The organism is Moraxella tarda, from assembly GCF_035181405.1.
Classification (GTDB): Bacteria; Pseudomonadota; Gammaproteobacteria; order Pseudomonadales; family Moraxellaceae; genus Moraxella.
Genome location: NZ_JAYGGV010000004.1, coordinates 143,895 through 166,426, shown reverse-complemented (window position 1 = coordinate 166,426; position 22,532 = coordinate 143,895). Strand labels below are relative to the sequence as shown.

Here is a 22,532-nt window from a genome sequence, read left to right as displayed (position 1 = left end):
TCTCTAAAAATTCGTGCGATTAGCCATTAAAAAAAGCTGATATCTGTTATAATACCAAGTATTTATTTTTAATTTTGACAAGGGTATCCTTCATGATTAGTACCATTGCAGGCCATCGTTTTTTAACGGACTTTCAAGCCAAAAAATTGGCAACTCAGCTTGAACAAAAAGCTGGGCTAAACATTGATGCGCTAGACAGCCAACAGGTTTATGTTTTTGATGATGTCATCGCAACTAAGGACTATCAACAGGCTCTAAATCTACTCAATCAAGGTGAAAAAGTTGCCCTAAAAACCGCCCAAGACGGTCAGGTTCAGGTCATCGTTGCACCTCGTTTTGGTACCATCAGCCCATGGGCATCAAAGGCGACCGATATTTTTAATAACTGCGGCATTCAAATAAATCGTCTAGAGCGAGTGGTGATATTCACATTAACAGGTGAAAATTTGCCCGCTAAGCTCCCAGCAATGGCGGAGGCGATTTTACACGACCGCATGACCCAAAGCCTTGTGTATGATTTGGACGATGTGGCAGCATTGTTCATTGATGGTGAACCAGCGCACCTTGAACAAGTGGACATCATGGGACAAGGTCGTGATGCTTTGGTGCGAGCCAATGATGAGTTTGGTTTTGCGTTGTCAGTAGATGATATCGACTATCTGGTAGAAAATTTTACCAAGCTAGGACGCAACCCAACTGATGTTGAGCTGATGATGTTTGCCCAAGCTAATTCAGAGCATTGTCGTCATAAGATTTTTAATGCTGAGTGGACCATTGATGGTGAAGTACAGCCAAAATCACTGTTTAAAATGATTAAAAATACTCATGAGACAAACTCAGAAGGCATCTTGTCTGCCTATAAAGATAATGCTGCGGTTATGGCTGGTTTTAAGGCGGCGCGTTTTTATCCTACCAAAAATGATGCAGGACGGGCGCAGTACGATTTTCATGATGAGCAGATTGACATTTTGATGAAAGTTGAGACGCACAACCATCCAACGGCGATTGCTCCATTTGCAGGTGCGGCAACTGGTGCTGGGGGCGAGATTCGTGATGAGGGTGCAACAGGTCGTGGTGGCAAGCCAAAAGCAGGCTTGGCGGGTTTTTCTGTATCACACCTACACTTGCCAAATATGCCAGAAAAGTGGGAGCATTCAGGCATAGTCTCTGCCAAGCAATACGGAAAACCTGAGCGTATGGCATCTGCCTTAGACATTATGATTGATGGGCCATTGGGAAGTGCGGCATTTGCCAATGAATTTGGCCGCCCAAATTTGAATGGTTATTTTCGCACCTTTCAGCTTGATACATCGGCCGAACAAGATGGCAGTCAAATGCGTGGCTATCATAAGCCAATCATGATTGCAGGTGGTTATGGCAACATTAAGCGTAGCTTGGTACAAAAAAATGCCATCAGCGAGGGGGATTTGCTCATCGTTCTTGGTGGTCCTGCCATGCAGATTGGTTTAGGTGGTGGTGCAGCAAGCTCTGTGGATAGTGGCGAGCTTGATGAGGGGTTGGACTTTGCATCGGTGCAACGAGACAATGCTGAGATGGAGCGTCGCTGCCAAGAAGTCATTGATGCTTGCTGGGCAATGGCACAAGAAGGTAATGATAACAACCCCATCATCTCAATTCACGATGTGGGTGCAGGCGGACTGTCAAATGCCATGCCAGAATTGGTAGATGATCACGAGCTGGGTGCACATCTAAATCTGCGTAAAGTACCATCGCTAGAAAAAGGTATGTCTCCGATGGCAATTTGGTCAAATGAGGCACAAGAGCGTTATGTGCTTGCCATCTCGCCAAAGAGTGAAAAGCTCTTTGATGAAATTTGTGCCAGAGAGCGTTGTCCATACGCCGTATTGGGTACAGCAACTTTGGTGCGTGAATTAAAGGTTGATGATGGCTTGTTGCCAGAACAGCCTGTGGATATGCCAATGCAGGTATTGCTTGGTGGCACTCCAAAGATGAAGCGGGGGTTTGACCGCACCGATAATCACTTGCGTCCATTGAATGTTGCAGGCGTGGATTTGCGTGAGAGCATCAAAGATGTGTTGCGTCATCCAACAGTGGCGAGCAAATCATTTCTAATCAGTATTGGCGACCGTTCAATTACTGGCATGGTAACTCAAGATCAATATGTTGGTCGTTATCAAGTGCCTGTGGCAGATTGTGCGGTAACAATGACAGGTCTGCTTGCCAAGACTGGTGAGGCGATGGCGATGGGGGAGCGTGCCCCTGTGGCACTCATCAATCCTAAGGCTTCGGCACGCTTGGCGGTGGGTGAGGCTCTGACAAATATTGCATCAGCTTATATTGCCAAAGTGTCTGATGTTACACTTTCGGCAAACTGGATGGCAGCTTGTGGCGACGAAAAAGAAGATGCGGCCTTGTTTGATGCGGTTCATGCTATTGGCGAGGAGCTTTGTCCTGCACTTGGCATTACCATTCCTGTGGGCAAAGACAGCTTATCCATGAAAGCAAACTGGCAAGATGATGGCATGGACAAATCGGTCAGCTCGCCAATGAGCTTGATCATTACGGCATTTGCCCCTGTGCAAGAGGTCGCTAAGACCATCACGCCAGAGCTTGTCAATACAGATGCCAAATTGTATCGTCTGGATTTGTCCTGTGGCAGACTGCGTTTGGGTGCGTCTATTTTTGCCCAGACACTCAGCCAGCTTGGTGACGAATGTCCTGATGTGGAACAACCAGCTGATCTTGCCAATTTCTTTGCCTTTATTCAAGCAGCAAATGAAGCGGGGCTGATTTGTGCATATCATGACATCAGTGATGGTGGTATGGTAGCAACGGTGGCAGAGATGCAGTTTGCCAGTCGTCTCAAACTTATTTTAAAACTTGGTGATGATAATCTATTGGGTCAGTTGTTTGCAGAAGAGCTGGGTGCGGTCATTCAAGTATTGCCAGAGCATGAAGTGGCCATCAATGAGCTTGCCAAAGCACATCGTGTAGAGGGTATGCTGAGCGTGGTGGGTCAGACTTTTGCTACCCCAGCAGGCGGTGCCAATCAAGACATGCTGACCATCATCACGCCAAGCCAAAACTTATCATTCTCTCGTAGTGAGCTACAACAAGAATGGACAAAAGTCAGCCATGCCATTGCCTCCATGCGTGATAATCCAGAATGCGTTAATCAAGAATTTGCCCTAATCGCTGATGAAAAACATCACGGCTTGATTGCTAAGGCAAATTTTGAGTTGGATTTGGCGGTGGAAGCACCATATGTGAACAGTCGCACCACCCAACCCAAAGTGGCGATTTTGCGTGAGCAGGGGGTGAACGGTCATTTGGAGATGGCGGCAGGCTTTGTGCGTGCAGGCTTTGATGCTGTTGATGTACACATGAGTGATTTGATGAGTGGGCGCATTAACCTTAGGGATTTTGAGGGCTTGGTGGCCTGCGGTGGTTTTAGTTATGGTGATGTGCTGGGTGCTGGCTCTGGTTGGGCAAATTCAGTCTTGTTTCATGACGAATTGCGTATGCAGTTTGCCAGATTCTTCCACCGACCAGAAACTTTTGCACTCGGTGTGTGCAATGGCTGTCAGATGATGAGTCAGCTAAAAGAGCTGATGATGGGTGCAGAGCACTTCCCACGATTTATCGCTAATAAGTCAGCACGCTTTGAGGCTCGTACGGTCAATGTGCGAGTAGAACGCACCAAATCTGTGTTATTAAAAGGTATGCAAGACAGTATTCTACCGATTGCCGTGGCTCATGGTGAAGGTTATGCACAGATGAGCGATGAGTCAATGAATGAGCTGGCTCGCCACGGTCAAATTGCCCTTCGTTATGTAGATAGCCAAGGTTATCCAACCGAGCACTATCCGCTCAACCCAAATGGCTCACCACAAGGCATTACAGGTGTATGTAGTACAGATGGCCGTGTTACCTTGATGATGCCGCACCCAGAGCGTACTTTGCGTGCAGTCAACCATTCATGGAAGCCTGATGAGTGGGCAAATGATGGTGCTTGGATGCGTCTATTTCGCAATGCTCGAGCATTTTTGCGTTAATCTTTGTGTTAGTCTAAAAAAAGAACATCTTAGGGTGTTCTTTTTTTTGTAGGGCGAATGGATTGACTCTGGTATGTATTTTGCAATAAAAGTGTAAACTTGCTACAATATCCGCCACCAAAAAATACTTAGATTTTAAGCATTGATATGGGCATTGAATGAACGACATCTTGCTGGCGATTGTTGTTTTTTTGCACTACTTTTAATTTTGTTTTGATTGTGGGGTTGTGATGGAAATTGTGTTAAATGGCTATTATACATTGATTTTAGCCACGCTGGTCTTGCTACTTGGCAAGCTATTGGTTAAAAAAATTAAGTTTTTAGAAGATTTTAACATTCCTGAGCCTGTGGCAGGCGGTCTGGTGGCGGCAGCCGTTATTTATTCATTGCACGCCTTTTTTGACTACTCTTTTGTCTTTCAAAAAGAATTACAAACCGCCTGTATGTTGATGTTTTTTGCCTCCATTGGTCTTTCGGCTGATTTTAGTCGTCTAAGAGCAGGTGGTACGCCATTACTGTTATTGTCTGTTTTGGTTTCGGCATTCATCATTGTGCAAAATGCAGTGGGTGTGGGCTCGGCAATCTTGCTTGATGTTGATCCAATGCTTGGGTTGGTGGCAGGTTCTATTGCATTGACTGGTGGTCATGGCACAGCAGGTGCGTGGGGTGCTACGCTGGAACAAACCTATGGGGTGGCAGCAGCAACCACGCTTGGCATTGCCTGTGCAACTTATGGCTTGGTGGCAGGCGGTGTGATTGGTGGCCCTGTAGCACAAAAGCTCATCAATCGTCTGGGCGTTAAGACTGAAATACCAAGCGCCAAAGTGAGCTTATCAGGCAATCGGTCAGATGATGATTTGGCCAACCAAGAGGACGCCAATGATGAGGTTTTTGAGCATTCTGACAGCACTCGCCTTATCACAGCAACTTCTGCGATTGAAACTTTGGCATTGTTTGCGGCGTGTTTGGCATTTGCTGACATTGTAACAGGTGTTGCCAAAGGCACTTGGTTTGAGCTACCAACTTTTGTGTGGGCGTTGTTTGGCGGTGTGGTCATTCGAAATGTATTGACCATGATGTTTGACTTTGATATGTTTGACCGTGCTATTGATGTGTTTGGTAACGCTGCTTTGTCGCTATTTTTGGCGATGGCACTATTATCACTAAAACTGTGGGAACTTGCAGAGTTAGGATTGCCGATTTTTATCATTTTGCTCATACAAACGGTGGTGATGGTGCTGTATGCGATGTTTGTTACTTTTACTGTGATGGGTCGTGATTATGATGCAGCGGTGTTGGCAGCAGGTCATTGTGGCTTTGGGCTGGGGGCAACACCTACCGCCATCGCCAATATGCAGGCGATTACTGATCGTTATATGCCATCGCATAAGGCCTTTTTGATTGTACCAATGGTGGGGGCGTTTTTTGTTGATATTGTTAACGCAATTGTCCTGCAAGTATTTACCAAATTACCATTCATGTGATTGCATTGATCTAAAATTTCTATTCTATAACCTACACCCCAAAAGATAACACTAATTTTTTGGGGTGTTTTCTATGGTTGTGTGAAAGCCAAGTTGGGAAAATTATGCTACAATAATTATCATCATGGTGATGATTGTGATTGTACCCAAAAGGTTTTTAAGGCATTTGTAAAATGCAAGCGACTTGTTTTATTGGGCATGAATGCTCATCTTTTAAAAGCACATCATTTGCCCCATTATGAGTTATTATATATGATTGATTGTATGATATAAAAAAACACAGAGATTAACAAAAGGCAACTTATGGCACACGAATACATCAGCATTAAAGGGGCAAGAACCCACAATCTAAAAGACATCAATGTCGATATTCCTCGTGACAAACTTGTGGTTATCACGGGCTTATCAGGCTCTGGCAAGTCTTCTCTTGCTTTTGATACGCTCTATGCTGAGGGGCAAAGACGCTATGTAGAGAGCTTGTCGGCTTATGCTCGTCAATTTTTATCGCAGATGGATAAGCCTGAGGTGGACAGCATTGAGGGTTTGTCGCCTGCCATTGCCATTGAGCAAAAATCTACCAATCACAACCCACGCTCCACTGTTGGTACGATTACCGAAGTTTATGATTATTTAAGACTTTTGTTTGCTCGTGTCGGTACTCCTTATTGCCCAGAACATGACCTACCCATGGTGGCACAGACAGTCAGTGAAATGGTAGATGATATTTTGGCAAAACCAGAGGGTACAAAGCTGATGCTACTGGCTCCTGTGGTGCGTGAACGCAAAGGAGAGCATATCGCCTTACTTGAAAACCTAAAAGCACAAGGTTTTACTAAGGTGCGTATTGATGGTGCGGTGCATGATATGGACGAGTTGCCTACTTTGGCAAAGACGCATAAACACACCATTGAGGTGGTGGTTGATAGATTTAAAGTGCGAGATGATTTGGGTAATCGTGTTGCCGAAAGTTTGGAGACTGCCTTGCGATTGGGCGGGGATATCGCCATTTTAAATGACATGGAAAATAATAGTGAGACAGTACTGTCTGCCAAGCACTCTTGTCCTGCCTGTGACAGGGCGGTCAGTGAGCTAGAACCACGCCTATTTAGTTTTAATAATCCTGCTGGTGCGTGTCCATCTTGTGATGGTCTGGGAAAACGCCAGTATTTTAGTGCCGACCGCATTGTTACCGAGCCTGCCAAATCCATCAATCAAGGGGCGATACACGGCTGGGATAAAAGGCATGCTTATTATTTTGGGCTTTTGACCACAGTTTGTCAGCATTTTGGCATTGATATGGATAGCCCTTGGCAGGATTTGCCCAAAAAAGCCCAAAACATCATTTTAAACGGTTCTGGCAAAGATAAACTTACCTTTAATTTTACTGATGAGCGAGGGCGTAAGACAACCAAGTCTGTGCCATTTGAAGGGATTTTGCCTTATCTAGAACGCCGTTATCACAGTACAACCAGTAACATTGTACGAGATGAGCTTGCCCAGTATTTATCTGACACCACTTGTAATGTGTGTGATGGTGTGCGATTAAATGACATCGCTCGCAATGTTAAGGTAGATGGTCGTGGCGTGGGTGATATCATTCATCTGCCAATTGGGCAAGCATGGCAATATTACGAAAACTTACACATTGGTGGTCATAAGGGCGAAGTGGCGGATAAGATTTTTAAAGAAATTCGTGAACGCTTGGGGTTTTTGACCAAAGTTGGTCTAGAATACTTAACTCTTGCTCGTTCTGCTGAGACCTTATCAGGGGGTGAGGCACAGCGTATCAGGCTTGCCAGTCAGATTGGGGCAGGTCTTATGGGGGTCATGTATGTGCTAGATGAACCATCTATTGGTCTGCATCAAAGAGATAATGATCGTTTATTATCCACATTGATTCATTTGCGAGATTTGGGCAATACTGTGATAGTTGTGGAGCATGATGAAGATGCCATTCGCTCTGCTGATTATATCATTGATATTGGTGTGGGAGCAGGCGTGCATGGTGGTCGAGTAATGGCAACAGGCACGGCAGATGAAATTGCTAAAAACGAACAGTCATTAACAGGGCAATATTTATCAGGTAAAAAACGCATTGAAATCCCCAAAGTTCGCCATACTGCCAAGGTGGCTGAGATCAAAAAAGGCAAAAAAGTAGTTGCAGAGCCGTTATTTATCCGTCTAGATGGTGCTAGGGGCAATAATTTAAAAAATGTCAATCTTGAAATCCCAATTGGTGTGATGACCTGCATTACAGGCGTTTCAGGCTCTGGTAAAAGCACGCTCATCAATCGCACACTGATGCCATTATCTGCCACACAACTAAACAATGCCACCACACTTGTGCCTGAAGCGTATGACAAAATTACAGGCCTAGAACATCTAGACAAGATGGTAGATATTGACCAAAGTCCTATTGGGCGTACACCCAGAAGCAATCCTGCCACTTATACAGGCGTGTTTACGCTGATAAGAGACCTATTCACCCAAACGCCAGAGGCAAGAGCAAGAGGCTATAAAGCAGGGCGATTTTCTTTTAATGTCAAGGGCGGACGCTGTGAGGCGTGCCAAGGCGATGGCATGATTAAGGTGGAAATGCATTTTTTGCCTGATATGTATGTTCCGTGCGATGTTTGCCATGGCAAACGCTATAATCGTGAGACTCTAGAAGTCCACTATAAGGGCAAATCCATCAGCGATGTGCTGGACATGACGGTAGAGGATGCACTTGTTTTTTTTGAGGCAATTCCTGCCATACATCGTAAATTAGAAGCGCTCATGCAAGTGGGGCTGGGGTACATTACGCTGGGTCAGTCTGCCACAACCTTATCAGGGGGCGAGGCACAGCGGGTCAAACTTGCCAAAGAGCTTGCCAAGCGAGATACAGGACAAACCCTGTATATTCTAGATGAGCCTACCACAGGGCTACATTTTGAGGACATTGCCAAATTGCTTGACATTTTGCATGCGTTAAGAGACAAGGGCAATACTGTCATCGTTATTGAGCATAATCTTGATGTCATTAAAACTGCTGATCACATTGTGGATTTAGGTTATGAAGGTGGTGATGGCGGTGGGCAGATTGTCGCTGTTGGTACGCCAGAACAAGTAGCACAAGATGAAAAATCACACACAGGCAGGTTCTTGCGTCCCATGCTTGCATCATAAATCCAAAAGATTATCTGGATAATTGGGCATTATTTTGTACAAATCTGATAAAAAATACTGGCATTTTTTATCATTTTTCGTTAAAGTAGGCGTGCAGACTTAGTTGAATAACAAGAGCGGTCTGTATTTTGTTTAAAAATTAATTAAAGTGTTGAGAATTTTATGAGTAGTGTTAATAAAGTAATTATTGTTGGTCGTTTGGGCAATGATCCAGAGGTGCGTTCTTTTCAAAATGGTGGCGGAGTAACAAATATTTCTGTGGCCACAAGCGAACGATGGACAGATAAAAATACAGGCGAGCGTCGTGAGCAAACAGAATGGCATCGCATCAGCCTATTTAACCGATTGGGTGAGATTGCTGCCCAGTACCTACGCAAGGGTAGCATGGTCTATGTTGAAGGCAGTTTGCAAACTCGCAAGTACACCGACCAGCAAGGGATAGAACGCTACTCAACCGAGATTCGTGCGTCAGAAATGCGTATGCTTAGCTCTAATAGTGAAAATAACAATGGTGGCTTTGGTGGTAATGGCGGCTATCAAAATCAAAATAACCAACAATGGGGCAATAACCAAAACCGTAATTTTAACAATAATTATGGCAATGACTACAACCAAGGTGGTTTTGGTAATCAAGGCGGATTTAATAGCAATCAAGGCTATGGCAATCAAAGCAATCCGAATGCACAGTTCCAAAATGGGTTTGTTAATCAGCAGAATCAAAATTCTATGTCGTCTGCCACGCAAGATACTCAAAGCAATGTGCAGAACAATGCCTTTGGTATGCCACCAGCCACGACACAAAAATCAGACACGCCACCATCTGCCAAATCGCCAGCACCATCTGTGGTCGCCGATGACGATATTCCTTTTTAATGGCAGGTCTGACCTGACTTTAAGCAGTCCAATCTTGGGCTGTTTTTATTTTATAAAACCAATGAGTATCTAAAAATGTTTGATGTATTTGGCTTTGGCAATCATGTTAGAACGATGATGGGTTGCAATCTGATTAGTGAAAAATGTGTGGCACGAACACACTGTCATCATCTGTGATGGCGGTACGACTTTCACGAATGCCAATACCTGCCGCACCATGTCCGATGATCCAACTGCCGATGATGGTATGGACGATTTGTGCATTTTGCTTGGTAAAGGTGGGTGGTTGCTTAGCTTGTTGATATACAAAACCTTTTGTATTATGGGGATTTTCCGCCTGTGTCAAATCACATTCTGTGTGCAAGGTGATATTGATTCCTTGCCGAGAGAAAAAAGGTTTTTGGATAAAATCGCCCTTTAGCTTGTTTGGTTCAAGATGGGCAGGTAAAAGGTTGGGGTGGTTGGGAAAAAGTTCCCAAAGTATGGCGAGTAGGGCTTTGTTTTCATAAAGCAATTTATAAGCAGGCTCAATAAAAACTGTATTGGCATTAGAAATGTATTGACCAAATTCTTCTTGTAATAGCCATTCCCAAGGATACAATTTAAACAGCGTGCGAATGGTCGTGTTGTACAGATCAACAAAATTGCCAGATGTTTGGTCATGGCCAATATCGCCAACATCAATAAAGCAGGTGTTGAGCCCTGCTTGTCTGGCGGTATCCTGCAAGTAGCGTGTGGCGATAAAATCTTCGGTCTCATCAGCCATCGCAGTAAAATGCATTGGACTGTTAGCTTTTAGGGCTTTGAATTCTACCAGCAAGCACTCGTGAATGCGATTAAATTGCTTGGCATGATTTAGGCTGCTTTGTGAATTAAGCCAATGCCATTGAGCCAAACCGCTTTCTAGAATTAGTGTAGGCGTATCGGCATTGTATTCGTAGAGTTTGGGCGGACTGATGCCATCATAGCATAAATCAAAGCGACCGTAGAGTGTGGGCGTGTCAGGGTGAAAACTCTGCTCAATCAGATCGGCTGCCACATTGTCAATACCAAGGCGTGTGTAATCACCCGTCTTAATGACATGACATGCAGCAGTAAAATACATTTGATGTAGCTCTTCGGTTGTGCGTTTTAGCTCATCAATCTGAGACTCATCAAAGACATAGCAAACACCATCTTGCCAGTTTTTGTGCCAATAAGATGGGTCGATGGCTTGATAGTCAAAACCTGTGCGTGCTAAGCTGTTTTGCCAGTTTTGGTGTGATGAAACAGCAATGCGTTTCATGAACGACCACCACCTGAGCGTTTGCCTATGCCACCAAACCCTTTGCGTTTTGTGCTTTTTTGAGTATTTTGAGTTTGATTGCTTTGATAATTTTTTGTGCTTTGAGCGGCACTTTGGCGTTGTCCTGCCGCTTGCCCACTTTGTACGGCTTGGGCGGAATTATGATTGGTGGTCGGCTGTTGTGTGGTGGTTGGTGTTTGAGCGGTTTTAGACGCGTCTGCCACTCGACCATTACTGGCTTTATTGGCAAGATAACCTGCCGCTGCACCAGCTGCCGCCCCAGCCAGCAGTGTGCCAGCCACACCCATACCATCACTGGCTTGGTCGGCATCACTTGTTACTTGCTCATTTGGTTGTTCGCCATCATTTGTCTGTGCTTCTAATTGTGCGGCTGCTTCATTGGCGGCGTCAGCCTGAGCCTTGGCTTGGGCGGCAGCAAGGCGTGCCTGTGCTTCGGCAAGTTGACGCTCGGCATCTGCTAAGGCTTGTTCACTGTTGGTCTGAGTTTGTGGAGCAGGTGAACAAGCAGTCAGACCAAGTATGCCCATGCCAAGCAGTGCTAACGAAACGGTTTTTGGTGATTTGCGAGTTTTTTGAAAGATTGACATGACTTTCCTTATTTGAAAAAATGAAATAAAAGAATTAATAAAGATTATTATGTGGTTAGATGAGTGATTTTACAAGATTTTTTGCACCAAAATTTGTACCAAAAACTGGATTGTTTTTTGGTGTATATTCCCCAAATGATGAAGTCGTGCTATAATTTATCGTAACAGCTTTATGATAATCAACTTTTTTCATCCGTAATGCGGTAATTACCATGCCTGATAAAATCCCCAACTTAACTAAGCAAGCAGGTTTTTTTAACCGTCTTTGGCAAGTTTTTTTGACGACAGTTGGCACGGAGCGATTTTTTCACATCTTTTCACCGTGGGTAAGGTGGCTTGCGACCATCGCAACAATGCTACTGACAATTGGTACGGTTTGGGGCTTGGGTTTTGCACCACCTGACTATTTGCAAGGCAACAGCTATCGCATTATTTTCATTCATGTGCCAGCGGCAAGTCTTGCAATGAGTGTTTACCTTGCGTTGGCTGTGCTGGGTGTGATTTTTTTGGTATGGAAGATTAAAACCGCCAATATTGTCGCCCAAGCGATTGCACCAATCGGCTTTATTTTTTGTGTACTTAGTCTTTTGACAGGCTCAATCTGGGCCAAGCCAACTTGGGGGACTTATTGGGTTTGGGACGCACGCCTAACAAGTATGCTGATTTTGGCGTTTTTGTATGTGGGCGTAATGGCATTATTTTCTGCCTTTGAGCATAGCCAAAACCGTGGTAAGGCTGCAGCGATTTTATCCATTGTAGGTGCGGTCAATTTGCCCATCATCAAATATTCGGTAGAATGGTGGAATACGCTGCATCAGGGGGCGACTTTCACCGTAACTAACGCCCCAAAAATGTCTGCAAGTATGTGGGTGCCTTTGCTCATCATGCTTTTAGGAATGTATTTCTTGGTGGCAGCAATTGCTATTTATCGTACCAATTCTTTAATTTTAGCTCGTGATCACAACAAACTGTGGGTACAAAAGTTACTTGATTAGCCAGCGAACCATCAACAAAAAAGGTAGCAAGCGATGACTCCGTATTTTCCGACTTTTGGTGAATTTATTGACATGCAAGGGCACGGTGTGTTTGTGTGGGTGTGTTATGCCATTACTTTTGTTGCACTGTTTGCGCTTATTATGTATGCTGCGAGCGAACGCAAATCAACAATTGCTAGGTTGCAACATCAAAAAAGTAATAAGCAAAAATCTGACCGCCTAACCAATAAACAGCGTAAAGAGCTGGCCAAATAGGTGTATCACGCCAATTGAAATGAAAAATCACTGAGTGCTAATATGAATAACGCCAGACAAAAAAAACTGATGTGGGTCATTGCCATGCTTATTGGGGCTGTGATTGCTGTGGGTTTGATTTTATACGCCATTCGTCAGCAGACTGACTATTATTTTGACCCTACGGCCATCACGCAGGGCAAGGCCCCAGAAGCAAAGCGTATCCGTGCAGGTGGCATGGTGGTGGCAGGTTCGGTCAAGCGTGACCCTGATGATCAATTGAAGGTGCAGTTTCAAATCACTGATTACAAAGAGGTTGTACCTGTCAGCTATCGAGGCGTACTGCCCGACTTGTTTGCTGAGAACTCTGGTGTGGTGGCGACTGGCGAATTAAAAGATGGCGTATTTGTGGCGTCTGAGGTCCTTGCTAAGCATGATGAAAACTATATGCCACCAGAAGTTGCCAAGTCATTAAAGCAAGATCATGCTCAGCGTGGTACAGATGTGAGTGGTGAACAATTCACGCCTGCTGTGCCAATTTCTAATCACAATTGATATGGTTAAAAAAAATAAAAAAATGAGCAACCAAAGTGTTGTTGCTCATTTTAAAAATATGTGACCAGTTGACCAGTAAGGTCATTTGGTCTAGATAGCCAACCTAAAAAAGCAATCTCAGCACACTTATTTGGGTGTGATTGTGCATTCTTTAAATATCATTTACCCAAGCATACTCTCATCAAAGGCACGCACAGGCGTACCACGCACGACATTGGGGTCGGCTTTATAATATGGCACATCAGACTTTGGCAGTTTTTTGCCACGAATGCTATCAGCGATTTTTTCGCCAATCATAATCGTGGTGGCATTAAGATTGCCTGTAATAATGAGTGGCATAATAGACGCATCAACCACTCGCAAGCCTTCTACACCGTGTACACGCCCTTGGCTGTCCACCACCGCCATATCGTCTTCGCCCATTTTACAGCTACACGACGGGTGATAAGCGGTTTCGGCGTGATTACGCACAAATTCATCAAGCTCGGCATCGGTTTTGGCACTGGCACTTGGGCTAATCTCTCGCCCACGATAAGGGTCAAGTGCTGGCTGGTGCATAATTTCTCGTGTGATACGAATACCGTCTCTAAACTCTTGCCAGTCTTGCTCGTGCGACATATAGTTGAACAAAATGCTTGGGTGGTCGTGCGGATTTAAAGATTTGATACGAATACGCCCACGAGACGGCGACCGCATAGAACCCACGTGTGCTTGAAAGCCGTGTTCTTCTACGGCATTAGAACCATTGTAGTTAATCGCCACAGGCAAAAAGTGGTATTGAATGTTAGGCCATTCAAATTCAGGACGGCTTCTAATAAACCCACCTGCTTCAAATTGATTGCTTGCACCAATGCCTGTTCCCATAAATAGCCACTCGGCGCCAATCATCGGCTGATTGTACCATTTTAGAGCAGGATACAGCGACACAGGTTTTTTGCATTCGTATTGTAAATACATCTCCAAATGGTCTTGTAAGTTTTCGCCCACGCCTGCCAAATCGCACACCACAGGGATATTAAATTCATCAAGTAATGACTTAGCACCCACCCCAGAACGCTGTAAAATCTGTGGCGACGCAATCGCCCCTGCCGAGACGATGACTTCACGGTTGGCGTGAACCACAATCGGATTTTTGTCATTGCCTTGCAAATATTGCACGCCAATGGCTTTTTTGCCAGAAAACAGCACTTTATCGGTTACAGCATGGGTTTTGATGGTCAGATTGGGGCGGTGTTTTGCCATATCCAAATAACCCCTTGCGGTGGACGAACGCCTACCATTTGGGGTTACGGTTCTATCCATTGGTCCAAAGCCTTCTTGCTGATAGCCATTTAAATCATCGGTGCGTGGATAGCCAGCCTGCACGCCAGCTTCCACCATAGGATTAAACAGCTCATTATTACCGATGTTTTGTCCACGCTGTGATGTGGTTACGCTCACAGGCCCAAAACCGCCGTGATAGTCGTTTTCGCCCACATCACGAGTTTCGCTCTTTTTGTAATAAGGCAAACAATCAGCATAGCTCCAATCAGTCAAGCCACCTAATGTTGCCCAATTATCCAAATCCATTGCATTGCCACGAATATAGCACATACCGTTAATCAAGGACGAACCGCCCAAGCCTTTGCCACGCCCACATTCCATACGCCGATTGTTCATATAAGGTTCAGGGTCGGTCAGATACGCCCAGTTATAACGCTTGCCTTGAAGTGGATAAGCAAGTGCGGCTGGCATTTGCGTGCGAAAATCAAAACGGTAATCAGGACCGCCAGCTTCTAACAACAGCACGCTCACATCAGCGTCTTCGGTCAAGCGAGTTGCCAACACATTGCCTGCCGAACCTGCACCGATGATGATATAGTCATAAGTTTGGGTCATAGTTTATCCTTTTAAAATGTATAAAAATTATCAGTTTTTTATTCGCTAAATACCGACACAAACTGCCCCATTTCCACCTGCACCGATTTGATTTGGGTGTAATGCGTCAAAGTGCTGATACCGTTTTCACGCCCTACGCCAGACTGCTTATAACCGCCCACAGGCATTTTGGCGTCCGACTCACCCCAAGTGTTAATCCAGCAAATGCCAGCTTGTAATTTGTGAATGACGCTGTGTGCTTTGGCAATGTCTTTGCTAACCACGCCTGCCGCCAAGCCATAATCGGTATCGTTGGCACGCTGTATGGCTTCATCAAGGCTATCATAAGCCAAAATACTCATCACAGGCCCAAAAATCTCATCACGCACAATGCTCATATCGTCTGTGCAATCGGTGAATACAGTCGGCATAACATACGCCCCTTGACCGCAGTCAAAGCCATTTACCGTCTCGGTAAAGCGTTCGCCCCCTGCCAACAATGTCGCCCCTGCTTGTTTGCCTTGATGAATATAATCAAGCACTTTATCCATATGACCAAAACTTGCCAAAGGCCCCATATTGGTGGCAGGGTCGGTGGGGTCGCCCAATTTAACAAACTGCAAACGGTGCGTAATGGCTTTCTCAAATTTATCTTTTAAGGTGTTTGGCACAAACACTCGTGTGCCATTGGTACAAACTTGCCCTGTGCTATAAAAGTTTGCCATCATCGCAATGTCGGCTGCCAAATTCACATCAGCATCATCACAGACAATGAGTGGCGATTTGCCCCCAAGCTCCATTGTTACTTCTTTTAAAGACGAGTTGCCTGCCGATGCCATTACCTTTTTGCCTGTTGGCACACTGCCTGTAAACGATACTTTGGCAATGTCAGGGTGTTCGGTTAGCCAGCCACCGACATCGCCACCGCCTTGCACCACATTAAACACGCCATTTGGCACGCCCGCTTCTGTGTAAATTTCAGCGAGTTTTAAAGCCGTTAAAGGGGTAATTTCACTGGGCTTAAAAATCATCGCATTGCCACACGCCAAGGCAGGAGCGGATTTCCAAAGGGCGATTTGAATGGGATAATTCCACGCCCCAATGCCTGCCACCACACCCAAAGGCTCACGGCGTGTATAAAAAAAGCTGGTCTCACGGAGTGGCACTTGCACGCCTTCTACCGCTGTGGCAAGCCCTGCATAATATTCAAGCACATCAGCCCCTGTAACAATATCCACCGCTTGCGTTTCTGAATACGCCTTGCCTGTGTCGGCGGTTTCAAGGCGTGCAAGCTCATCATTACGCTCACGCAAAATCGCCACCGCTTTTAACAAAATACGACTACGCTCACTGGCTGTCATACCCGCCCAGATTTTTTGACCTGCCTTGGCACTTTTGACTGCCTTGTCAATGTCGGTTTGACTGGCACTTTGCACCACCGCCAACACTTCGCCTGTGGCAGGATTGACCGTCTCAAAGGTTTGACCACTGGTGGCATTGACATACTCGCCGTGAATGTACAACTGTCTGGTGTTTGACATAAAATCTCCAAAATTACGCTAAAATCAAAAACTCAATCAAATAAACAAAAGCGAAACAAAATAAATCTACGCCAAATCAATGGCTTATTTATCAAATCAACATTGCTAATTATCAAAAAAACTCATAAATAAATAAAATTCATTCTCAAATAAACAAGTCTTTATCAAAAAACATCAATAAAAACAAAGCCAAGCAATCATACCAAAAATTGTCAAAATTCGCAAATCATTGATTTAAATTATCAATTTTGTTATGATTGAGTGATTTTGCATTACATTTTATGGTCAGTGTACCATTTTTAACAACAACTTTTCACAACAATAATGGATTTTTTATGAGCAAAGACAAACAGCCGACCAGCGAATTAAACAAAGGCGTGTTTTTTGTGTCGGCAGCAATCATTGTGTTTTTTAGCCTATATACGATGTTGTTTAACCAAAGTGCGTCAGCCATTTTGGATAGCGTACTGGGCTGGGTGAGCCATACTTTTGGTTGGTATTACTTTTTTACCGCCAGTTTGTGCATTATTTTTGTGCTATTTATTGCCTGCTCTCGTTATGGCGATGTTAAGCTTGGGCCCAAGCACGCTGTGCCAGAGTTTAGTCTGCTTACTTGGTCGGCAATGCTGTTTGCCGCAGGCATTGGCATTGATTTGATGTTCTTTTCGGTGGCAGAACCGATTATGCAGTATATGGCACCGCCCATCAGCGAGCCACAAACGGCGGCGGCTGCCAAAGAAGCCTTGATGTGGACGATTTTTCACTACGGCATGACAGGCTGGTCTATGTATGCCTTGATTGGCATTGCTTTGGGTTATTTTTCGTATCGCTACAATTTGCCATTGTCCATTCGCTCGGCACTTTATCCGATTATCGGCAAAAAAATCTACGGCAAAACAGGCGATGCGGTAGATGTGGCGGCGATTTTAGGGGCGATTTTTGGTATTGCCACCACCTGCGGTATCGGTGTGGTGCAATTAAATTATGGCTTGCATATTATTTTGGGCGTACCAGAAAGTTTGATGTGGCAACTGATTTTGATTGTACTGGCGGTGATTTTGACCATTATTTCAGTAACCACAGGCGTTGCCAAAGGCATTAAAATTTTATCAGAATTAAATATTTATTTTGCCATTGGGCTGATGCTGTTTGTGCTGTTTTTGGGTAATACCGAGTTTTTGTTAAATGCGATGGTGCAAAATGTGGGCGATTATTTGGCACAATTTCCCAATTTAACACTCAATACTTTTGCTTATGAACAATCCACCGAAGTCAAGCAATGGGTGCAAGATTGGACGCTGTTCTTTTGGGCGTGGTGGATTGCGTGGTCGCCATTTGTGGGGCTGTTTTTGGCACAAATCTCCAAAGGTCGCACCATTCGCCAGTTTGTGGTGGGCGTGTTGTCCATTCCGTTTATGTTCACGCTGGCGTGGCTATCCATTATGGGTAATTCTGCCCTAGACCAAGTTATCAATGGCAATTTGGCTTTTGCCCAAAAAGTAACGGCACGCCCAGAAGTGGGATTTTTTGAGCTGTTGTCGTTTTATCCGTGGTTTGAATTTACAGCAGTTTTGGCGTTTGTGTCAGGCTTTTTGTTTTATGTCACATCGGCAGACTCTGGGGCGTTGGTTTTGGGTAATTTTAGCTGTAAAACCAGCGACAGCAACAACAATCCGCCCATTTGGAACCGCATTTTTTGGTCGCTTGCCATTGCAGGGCTGACGGTGGCTATGCTGATGACAGACGGCATCACCGCCCTACAAAAAGCCACCATTATTATGGGCTTGCCATTTAGTTTTGTGATGTTTTTTGTGATGACAGGGCTGTATAAATCGCTTAGATTAGAAGATTTTCGTGAAGCGTCCACCAAACTGCACGCCGCCCCTGTGGCAGGTAATGTGGATATTGACGACTGGCACGCACGCCTTGACCGTGTTACCGCCTATCCTGATATTGTGGCAACCAAACACAGTCTGGACAGCGTGTGCTTACCTGCGGTGCAAGCGGTGAATGATGAATTTGCCAAAAAAGGACTAACCACCGACATCAAATTAAGCGATTTGGACAATGGGCTGTATCAAATTGAGCTGTCTATTGTCTATCAAAACGAGCATAATTTTGTGTATGGCATTTGCCCTGTGGCGTATCCTGTGCCAATCCGTCCGATTGTGCCTGATGCCCAAAACGATTATTATCGCTTGGAAACTTTGTTGTTTGACGGCTTGCAAGGCAACGATTTGTCAGGCTACAACCAAGCACAAATCATCAATGATGTGCTAGACAAATACGAACGCCACCGTGCCTTTTTGCACATCAATCGTGAGACACCGGGGGAGCGACCGCTTTATAGTGAGTAGTTGAGATTTAAGACTGATTAAAAAGCCAGTTTGAGATGAACTGGCTTTTTTGTTGTATGCTAAAAATGGCAAGTTTTTCCTTTGTGATTGTTGGCTTTTTACTCAAAAAATGAATGATGTTTCGATCATAGTGAGAGTAAAAGTCAGCAAATTTAATAATGTGGAGACACCAAGGCTGATCTAACCCAGCCTTCGCCTTTGTCTGTTGCTACATACAAAAAACCTTGTTGTTCTTGACCAAGATACACCAAAGCGTCTGTTTGTGTGAGTTTGGCAATCGGTTTGTCCTGATTGGCATTTTTGTACAAAGTCAGCGTCGATAACTTACTCATCAACAAAGAACCTTCTGTGAGCGTGGCTTGTGTTGACTTGGTTTCAGATTGTATATTAATGCCTACATCGTTGACAAGTTGTTCGGTGGCTTGTTTGCTGTAAAGCACAGAATTGGCTGTATTTCCAATGCTATTTGCTAGTTCGCTGATATTGCGTATGCCATCAAGCAAACCTGCTTGTGCCACGGTTGTTGTTAAAAAAGCCAATAAAACAACCACCGCCATGATGGGCTGGGGAAGCTTAAATTTCATCGCAAAAGATTTCCTTATTTAAAATTAAGAGTTCATACAATAATAAAGCCATCATATAAATAAGCGATGGCTTTTTTAACGGTATGGCAAAAAAATACTGATATATTAAAAAGCCCCCTGAGGTTTTTAAGGGGCTTTTTTGAATGATAAAGACCTAATTACCAGCCTTTAACCACGCCATCTTTAAACTGTTTTTTTGCTTCAGCTTCTACTTCGTCAGTTTGGTAAGCTTTGACGAAGTTTTGAATGGCTTGTGAGTCTTTATTGTCGCTACGAGCCACAATGATGTTCACATATGGTGATTCTTTGGACTCTACAAATACGCCATCTTGTGCGGTTAAGCCTGCTTGACCTGCGTAGTTATTGTTCACAACTGCCAAATCTACATCATCAAGTGCACGCGCCGCTACCGAAGTGTCCACTTCTTTGATGATAAGATTTTTTGGATTTTCAACAATGTCGATTGAGGTTGATAGCAGGTTCTTATTATCTTTTAGTTTGATAAGACCTTGGTTTTCAAGCAAAATTAAGGCACGAGCTAGGTTTGATGGGTCGTTAGGGACAGCGATGGTGGCACCGTCTTTTAGCTCTTCAAGGCTTTTGATTTTTTTAGAATAACCAGCCAATGGATATACAAAGGTATTACCCACGATGACTAAGTTGCTCAAGCCTTTTTTAGCACTGTCTTCGTCTAAATATGGCTTATGTTGCATGGCGTTGGCATCTAAGTCACCTTTGGATACCGCTTCGTTTGGTAAAGCATAGTCATTGAACTCAACATATTCTACGGTCAGTCCGTATTTTTCTTTGGCGACTTTTGCAGCGACTTCTGCTACTGCGTGTTCAGGACCGCTCATCACGCCAACTTTGATGGTTTGGGCAATTTTATCAGTGTCAGCAGGGGCGGCCACTTGTTCAGCTTTCTTATCACCACCACAACCAGCTAGGGCGATGCCAGATGCCAGTACGCAAAGGCCAAAAAATTTATTTAGTTTCATAGAGCTACTCTTTTATTAACTTAAAAATGGATTTAGCTAACTTATGTATTCATAAATGTAGTCATAAATTAACCAATAGATACAAATGTTGCACACTAGTAACACTTTTGCATATTAAACCATAAAGACCAGTGCAGTTCAATATGTACATATAAAAGTTTTTGCAATTTTGATATGCCAAATTTGAATATAAAAATGATGGCAATATGTGCCTAGCGGTGATCGCTGCGTTTGGCGATGACATCGCCAGCTTTTTGGCAAATCATGACAATTGCGACAATGATGATGGTAGCAATCCATTTGACATATACCATGCCACGGTGTTCACCATAGCTGATGGCAAGATTGCCCAATCCACCACCACCAACCACACCTGCCATCGCAGAATAGCCTATTAAAGTAACCAAAGTTAGTGTGATGGCGTTAATAATCATTGGCAGACTTTCGGGCAGATAGTATTTGCTAATGACCTGCCAATTGGTCGCACCCATTGATTGTGCCGCTTCAGTCAAGCCAGTGGGAATCTCTGCCAAAGCATTGGCAGTTAGGCGGGCAACGAATGGAATGGCAGCAACACTGAGCGGTACAACGGCCGCTGTTGTACCAAGTGTTGTACCAACAAGCAAGCGAGTGATGGGCATTAAAATGATGAGTAGAATGATAAATGGTATGGAACGACCAATATTGATGATTGCGTCTAAGATTTTAAAAAGTGATGTGCTTTCTAAAATACGCCCCTTACCAGTTAAAAATGCCACAAAACCAAACGGCACGCCAAAAAGAACCGCAATCGCTGTTGCTGCTAGCCCCATGTAGATGGTTTCGTAGGTTGATTGAGCGACCATTTGCCACATTTTTGGGTGCAACTCGGTCATAAAGTCGGTATAAAGTTTATCCCACATAACCCAATATCTCCAAGTTTACCCCATGTCTTTCTAAGTATTGGTTGGCTTGTGCGATGGTGTTTGAGTCGCCAATTACCTCGGCAATGGTAAAGCCAAATTTTACACCGCCCACATAATCCATTTGCGATGTTAAAATGCTAAATTCTACACCAAATTGCTTGCTTGCCTGTGAAAATAATGGCAAATCTACCGAATTGCCTGTAAATTCATATTTTACGATTGGGTAGGATTTGTCATTTGTGGCAGTGTGATATAGCTTTGCGACAAATTCATCGGGCAAACCAATGTCAAAGGTTGAGTTGATAAAAGTGCGTGCGATGTCGGTTTGGGGATTGGCAAAAATATCACTGACTTTTCCTTGTTCAACCAACTCGCCTTTATCAATAACCGCCACTTTATCACAGATATTTTTAACCACATCCATCTCGTGCGTGATGAGCAAAATGGTGATGCCAAGTGTTTTGTTAATTTGTTTTAGTAGGCTAAGAATAGACTGTGTGGTGGCAGGGTCAAGCGCACTGGTTGCTTCATCGCATAACAGCACTTTGGGGTTGGACGCCAAGGAGCGAGCGATGGCAACCCGTTGTTTTTGTCCGCCTGAGAGATTGGCAGGATAAACATCGTGTTTATCATCTAGCCCAACCAGCTTGGTCAGTTCGCTTACCCGTTGTTTGATTTGTGCTTTTGGCGTGCCAGATAATTCAAGCGGTAAGGAGATATTATCAAACACTGTACGAGAGTGCAGTAGGTTAAAATGCTGAAAAATCATACCGATGCTACGGCGTGCTTTAATAAGGTCGTTGTGTGATAGGGCGGTTAATTCAACGCCATCAACCGTAACGGTGCCTGTGGTGGGGGTTTCTAGCAGATTGACACAGCGTATGAGTGTGGATTTTCCTGCCCCAGATGAGCCAATAATGCCAAAAATCTCGCCTTGACCGACTGTCAAATCGGTTGGCTGTACGGCGGTAAATTTGATGGATTTACCGTCTTTTTGTGTGTGAAATACTTTGCTGATTTGATTCAGCTGTATCATGGGTGTTGTCATGGG

16 protein-coding genes are annotated in these 22,532 nt (G+C 44.3%); 8 read left to right on the top strand and 8 right to left on the bottom strand.

The window, feature by feature from the left end:
* The first annotated feature begins 92 nt into the window (after positions 1-92).
* The 4 genes from purL (at position 93) to U9670_RS06905 (ending at position 9,562) form a co-directional block, all read left to right on the top strand.
* The gene (gene purL, locus U9670_RS06920) at positions 93-4,037 is read left to right on the top strand and encodes a phosphoribosylformylglycinamidine synthase (protein ID WP_323841890.1); all 3,945 of its coding nucleotides are present in this window, start codon (positions 93-95) and stop codon (positions 4,035-4,037) included.
* Positions 4,038-4,267: 230 nt separating this feature from the next.
* Positions 4,268-5,521, top strand: a complete 1,254-nt coding sequence (gltS, locus tag U9670_RS06915) for a sodium/glutamate symporter (RefSeq protein ID WP_323841891.1) — start codon at positions 4,268-4,270, stop codon at positions 5,519-5,521.
* 303 nt (positions 5,522-5,824) lie between these two features.
* Complete coding sequence (gene uvrA, locus U9670_RS06910) at positions 5,825-8,689, top strand: excinuclease ABC subunit UvrA (protein WP_323841892.1); 2,865 nt, start codon at positions 5,825-5,827, stop codon at positions 8,687-8,689.
* Between the two features lie 162 nt (positions 8,690-8,851).
* Positions 8,852-9,562, top strand: coding sequence for a single-stranded DNA-binding protein (locus U9670_RS06905; protein ID WP_323841893.1), 711 nt, complete (start codon positions 8,852-8,854; stop codon positions 9,560-9,562).
* A 133-nt stretch (positions 9,563-9,695) separates the two neighbouring features.
* On the opposite strand, the gene U9670_RS06900 is transcribed toward U9670_RS06905, so the two are convergent.
* Positions 9,696-10,847, bottom strand: a complete 1,152-nt coding sequence (locus U9670_RS06900; RefSeq protein WP_323841894.1) for a glutathionylspermidine synthase family protein — start codon at positions 10,845-10,847, stop codon at positions 9,696-9,698.
* Positions 10,844-11,455: a hypothetical protein gene (locus U9670_RS06895; protein ID WP_323841895.1), complete on the bottom strand. Its 612-nt coding sequence runs from the start codon at positions 11,453-11,455 to the stop codon at positions 10,844-10,846. The genes U9670_RS06900 and U9670_RS06895 overlap by 4 nt, the downstream gene beginning before the upstream one ends.
* A gap of 212 nt (positions 11,456-11,667) precedes the next feature.
* Between U9670_RS06895 and U9670_RS06890 the strand changes: the two genes are divergently transcribed.
* From U9670_RS06890 to ccmE, 3 genes are read left to right on the top strand one after another with little or no spacing between them, the layout of a single operon-like run.
* Positions 11,668-12,450 (top strand): heme ABC transporter permease, encoded by a 783-nt coding sequence (locus tag U9670_RS06890; RefSeq protein ID WP_323841896.1) that lies wholly within the window; start codon positions 11,668-11,670, stop codon positions 12,448-12,450.
* A gap of 33 nt (positions 12,451-12,483) precedes the next feature.
* Positions 12,484-12,705, top strand: coding sequence for a heme exporter protein CcmD (gene ccmD, locus U9670_RS06885; protein WP_323841897.1), 222 nt, complete (start codon positions 12,484-12,486; stop codon positions 12,703-12,705).
* 42 nt (positions 12,706-12,747) lie between these two features.
* On the top strand, positions 12,748-13,239 hold the full coding sequence (gene ccmE, locus U9670_RS06880; RefSeq protein ID WP_323841898.1) for a cytochrome c maturation protein CcmE: 492 nt from the start codon (positions 12,748-12,750) through the stop codon (positions 13,237-13,239).
* 162 nt (positions 13,240-13,401) lie between these two features.
* Here the strand turns inward: ccmE and betA are convergent, their stop codons facing one another.
* Positions 13,402-15,117, bottom strand: a complete 1,716-nt coding sequence (gene betA / locus U9670_RS06875; protein ID WP_323841899.1) for a choline dehydrogenase — start codon at positions 15,115-15,117, stop codon at positions 13,402-13,404.
* A 38-nt stretch (positions 15,118-15,155) separates the two neighbouring features.
* The gene (gene betB / locus U9670_RS06870) at positions 15,156-16,637 is read right to left on the bottom strand and encodes a betaine-aldehyde dehydrogenase (RefSeq protein ID WP_323841900.1); all 1,482 of its coding nucleotides are present in this window, start codon (positions 16,635-16,637) and stop codon (positions 15,156-15,158) included.
* A 335-nt stretch (positions 16,638-16,972) separates the two neighbouring features.
* On the opposite strand from betB, the gene betT reads away from it, so the two are divergent.
* The gene (gene betT / locus U9670_RS06865) at positions 16,973-18,994 is read left to right on the top strand and encodes a choline BCCT transporter BetT (protein ID WP_323841901.1); all 2,022 of its coding nucleotides are present in this window, start codon (positions 16,973-16,975) and stop codon (positions 18,992-18,994) included.
* A 152-nt stretch (positions 18,995-19,146) separates the two neighbouring features.
* On the opposite strand, the gene U9670_RS06860 is transcribed toward betT, so the two are convergent.
* The 4 genes from U9670_RS06860 to metN all read right to left on the bottom strand — a co-directional run bounded on the left by U9670_RS06860 (position 19,147) and on the right by metN (position 22,529).
* Positions 19,147-19,578, bottom strand: coding sequence for a hypothetical protein (locus U9670_RS06860; protein WP_323841902.1), 432 nt, complete (start codon positions 19,576-19,578; stop codon positions 19,147-19,149).
* 158 nt (positions 19,579-19,736) lie between these two features.
* Complete coding sequence (locus U9670_RS06855; RefSeq protein WP_323841903.1) at positions 19,737-20,576, bottom strand: MetQ/NlpA family lipoprotein; 840 nt, start codon at positions 20,574-20,576, stop codon at positions 19,737-19,739.
* Positions 20,577-20,788: 212 nt separating this feature from the next.
* Entirely contained in the window at positions 20,789-21,478 is a 690-nt protein-coding gene (locus tag U9670_RS06850) for a methionine ABC transporter permease (protein WP_323841904.1), read from the bottom strand.
* Complete coding sequence (gene metN, locus U9670_RS06845; protein WP_323841905.1) at positions 21,468-22,529, bottom strand: methionine ABC transporter ATP-binding protein MetN; 1,062 nt, start codon at positions 22,527-22,529, stop codon at positions 21,468-21,470. The genes U9670_RS06850 and metN overlap by 11 nt, the downstream gene beginning before the upstream one ends.
* Between the last annotated feature and the right edge of the window lie 3 nt (positions 22,530-22,532).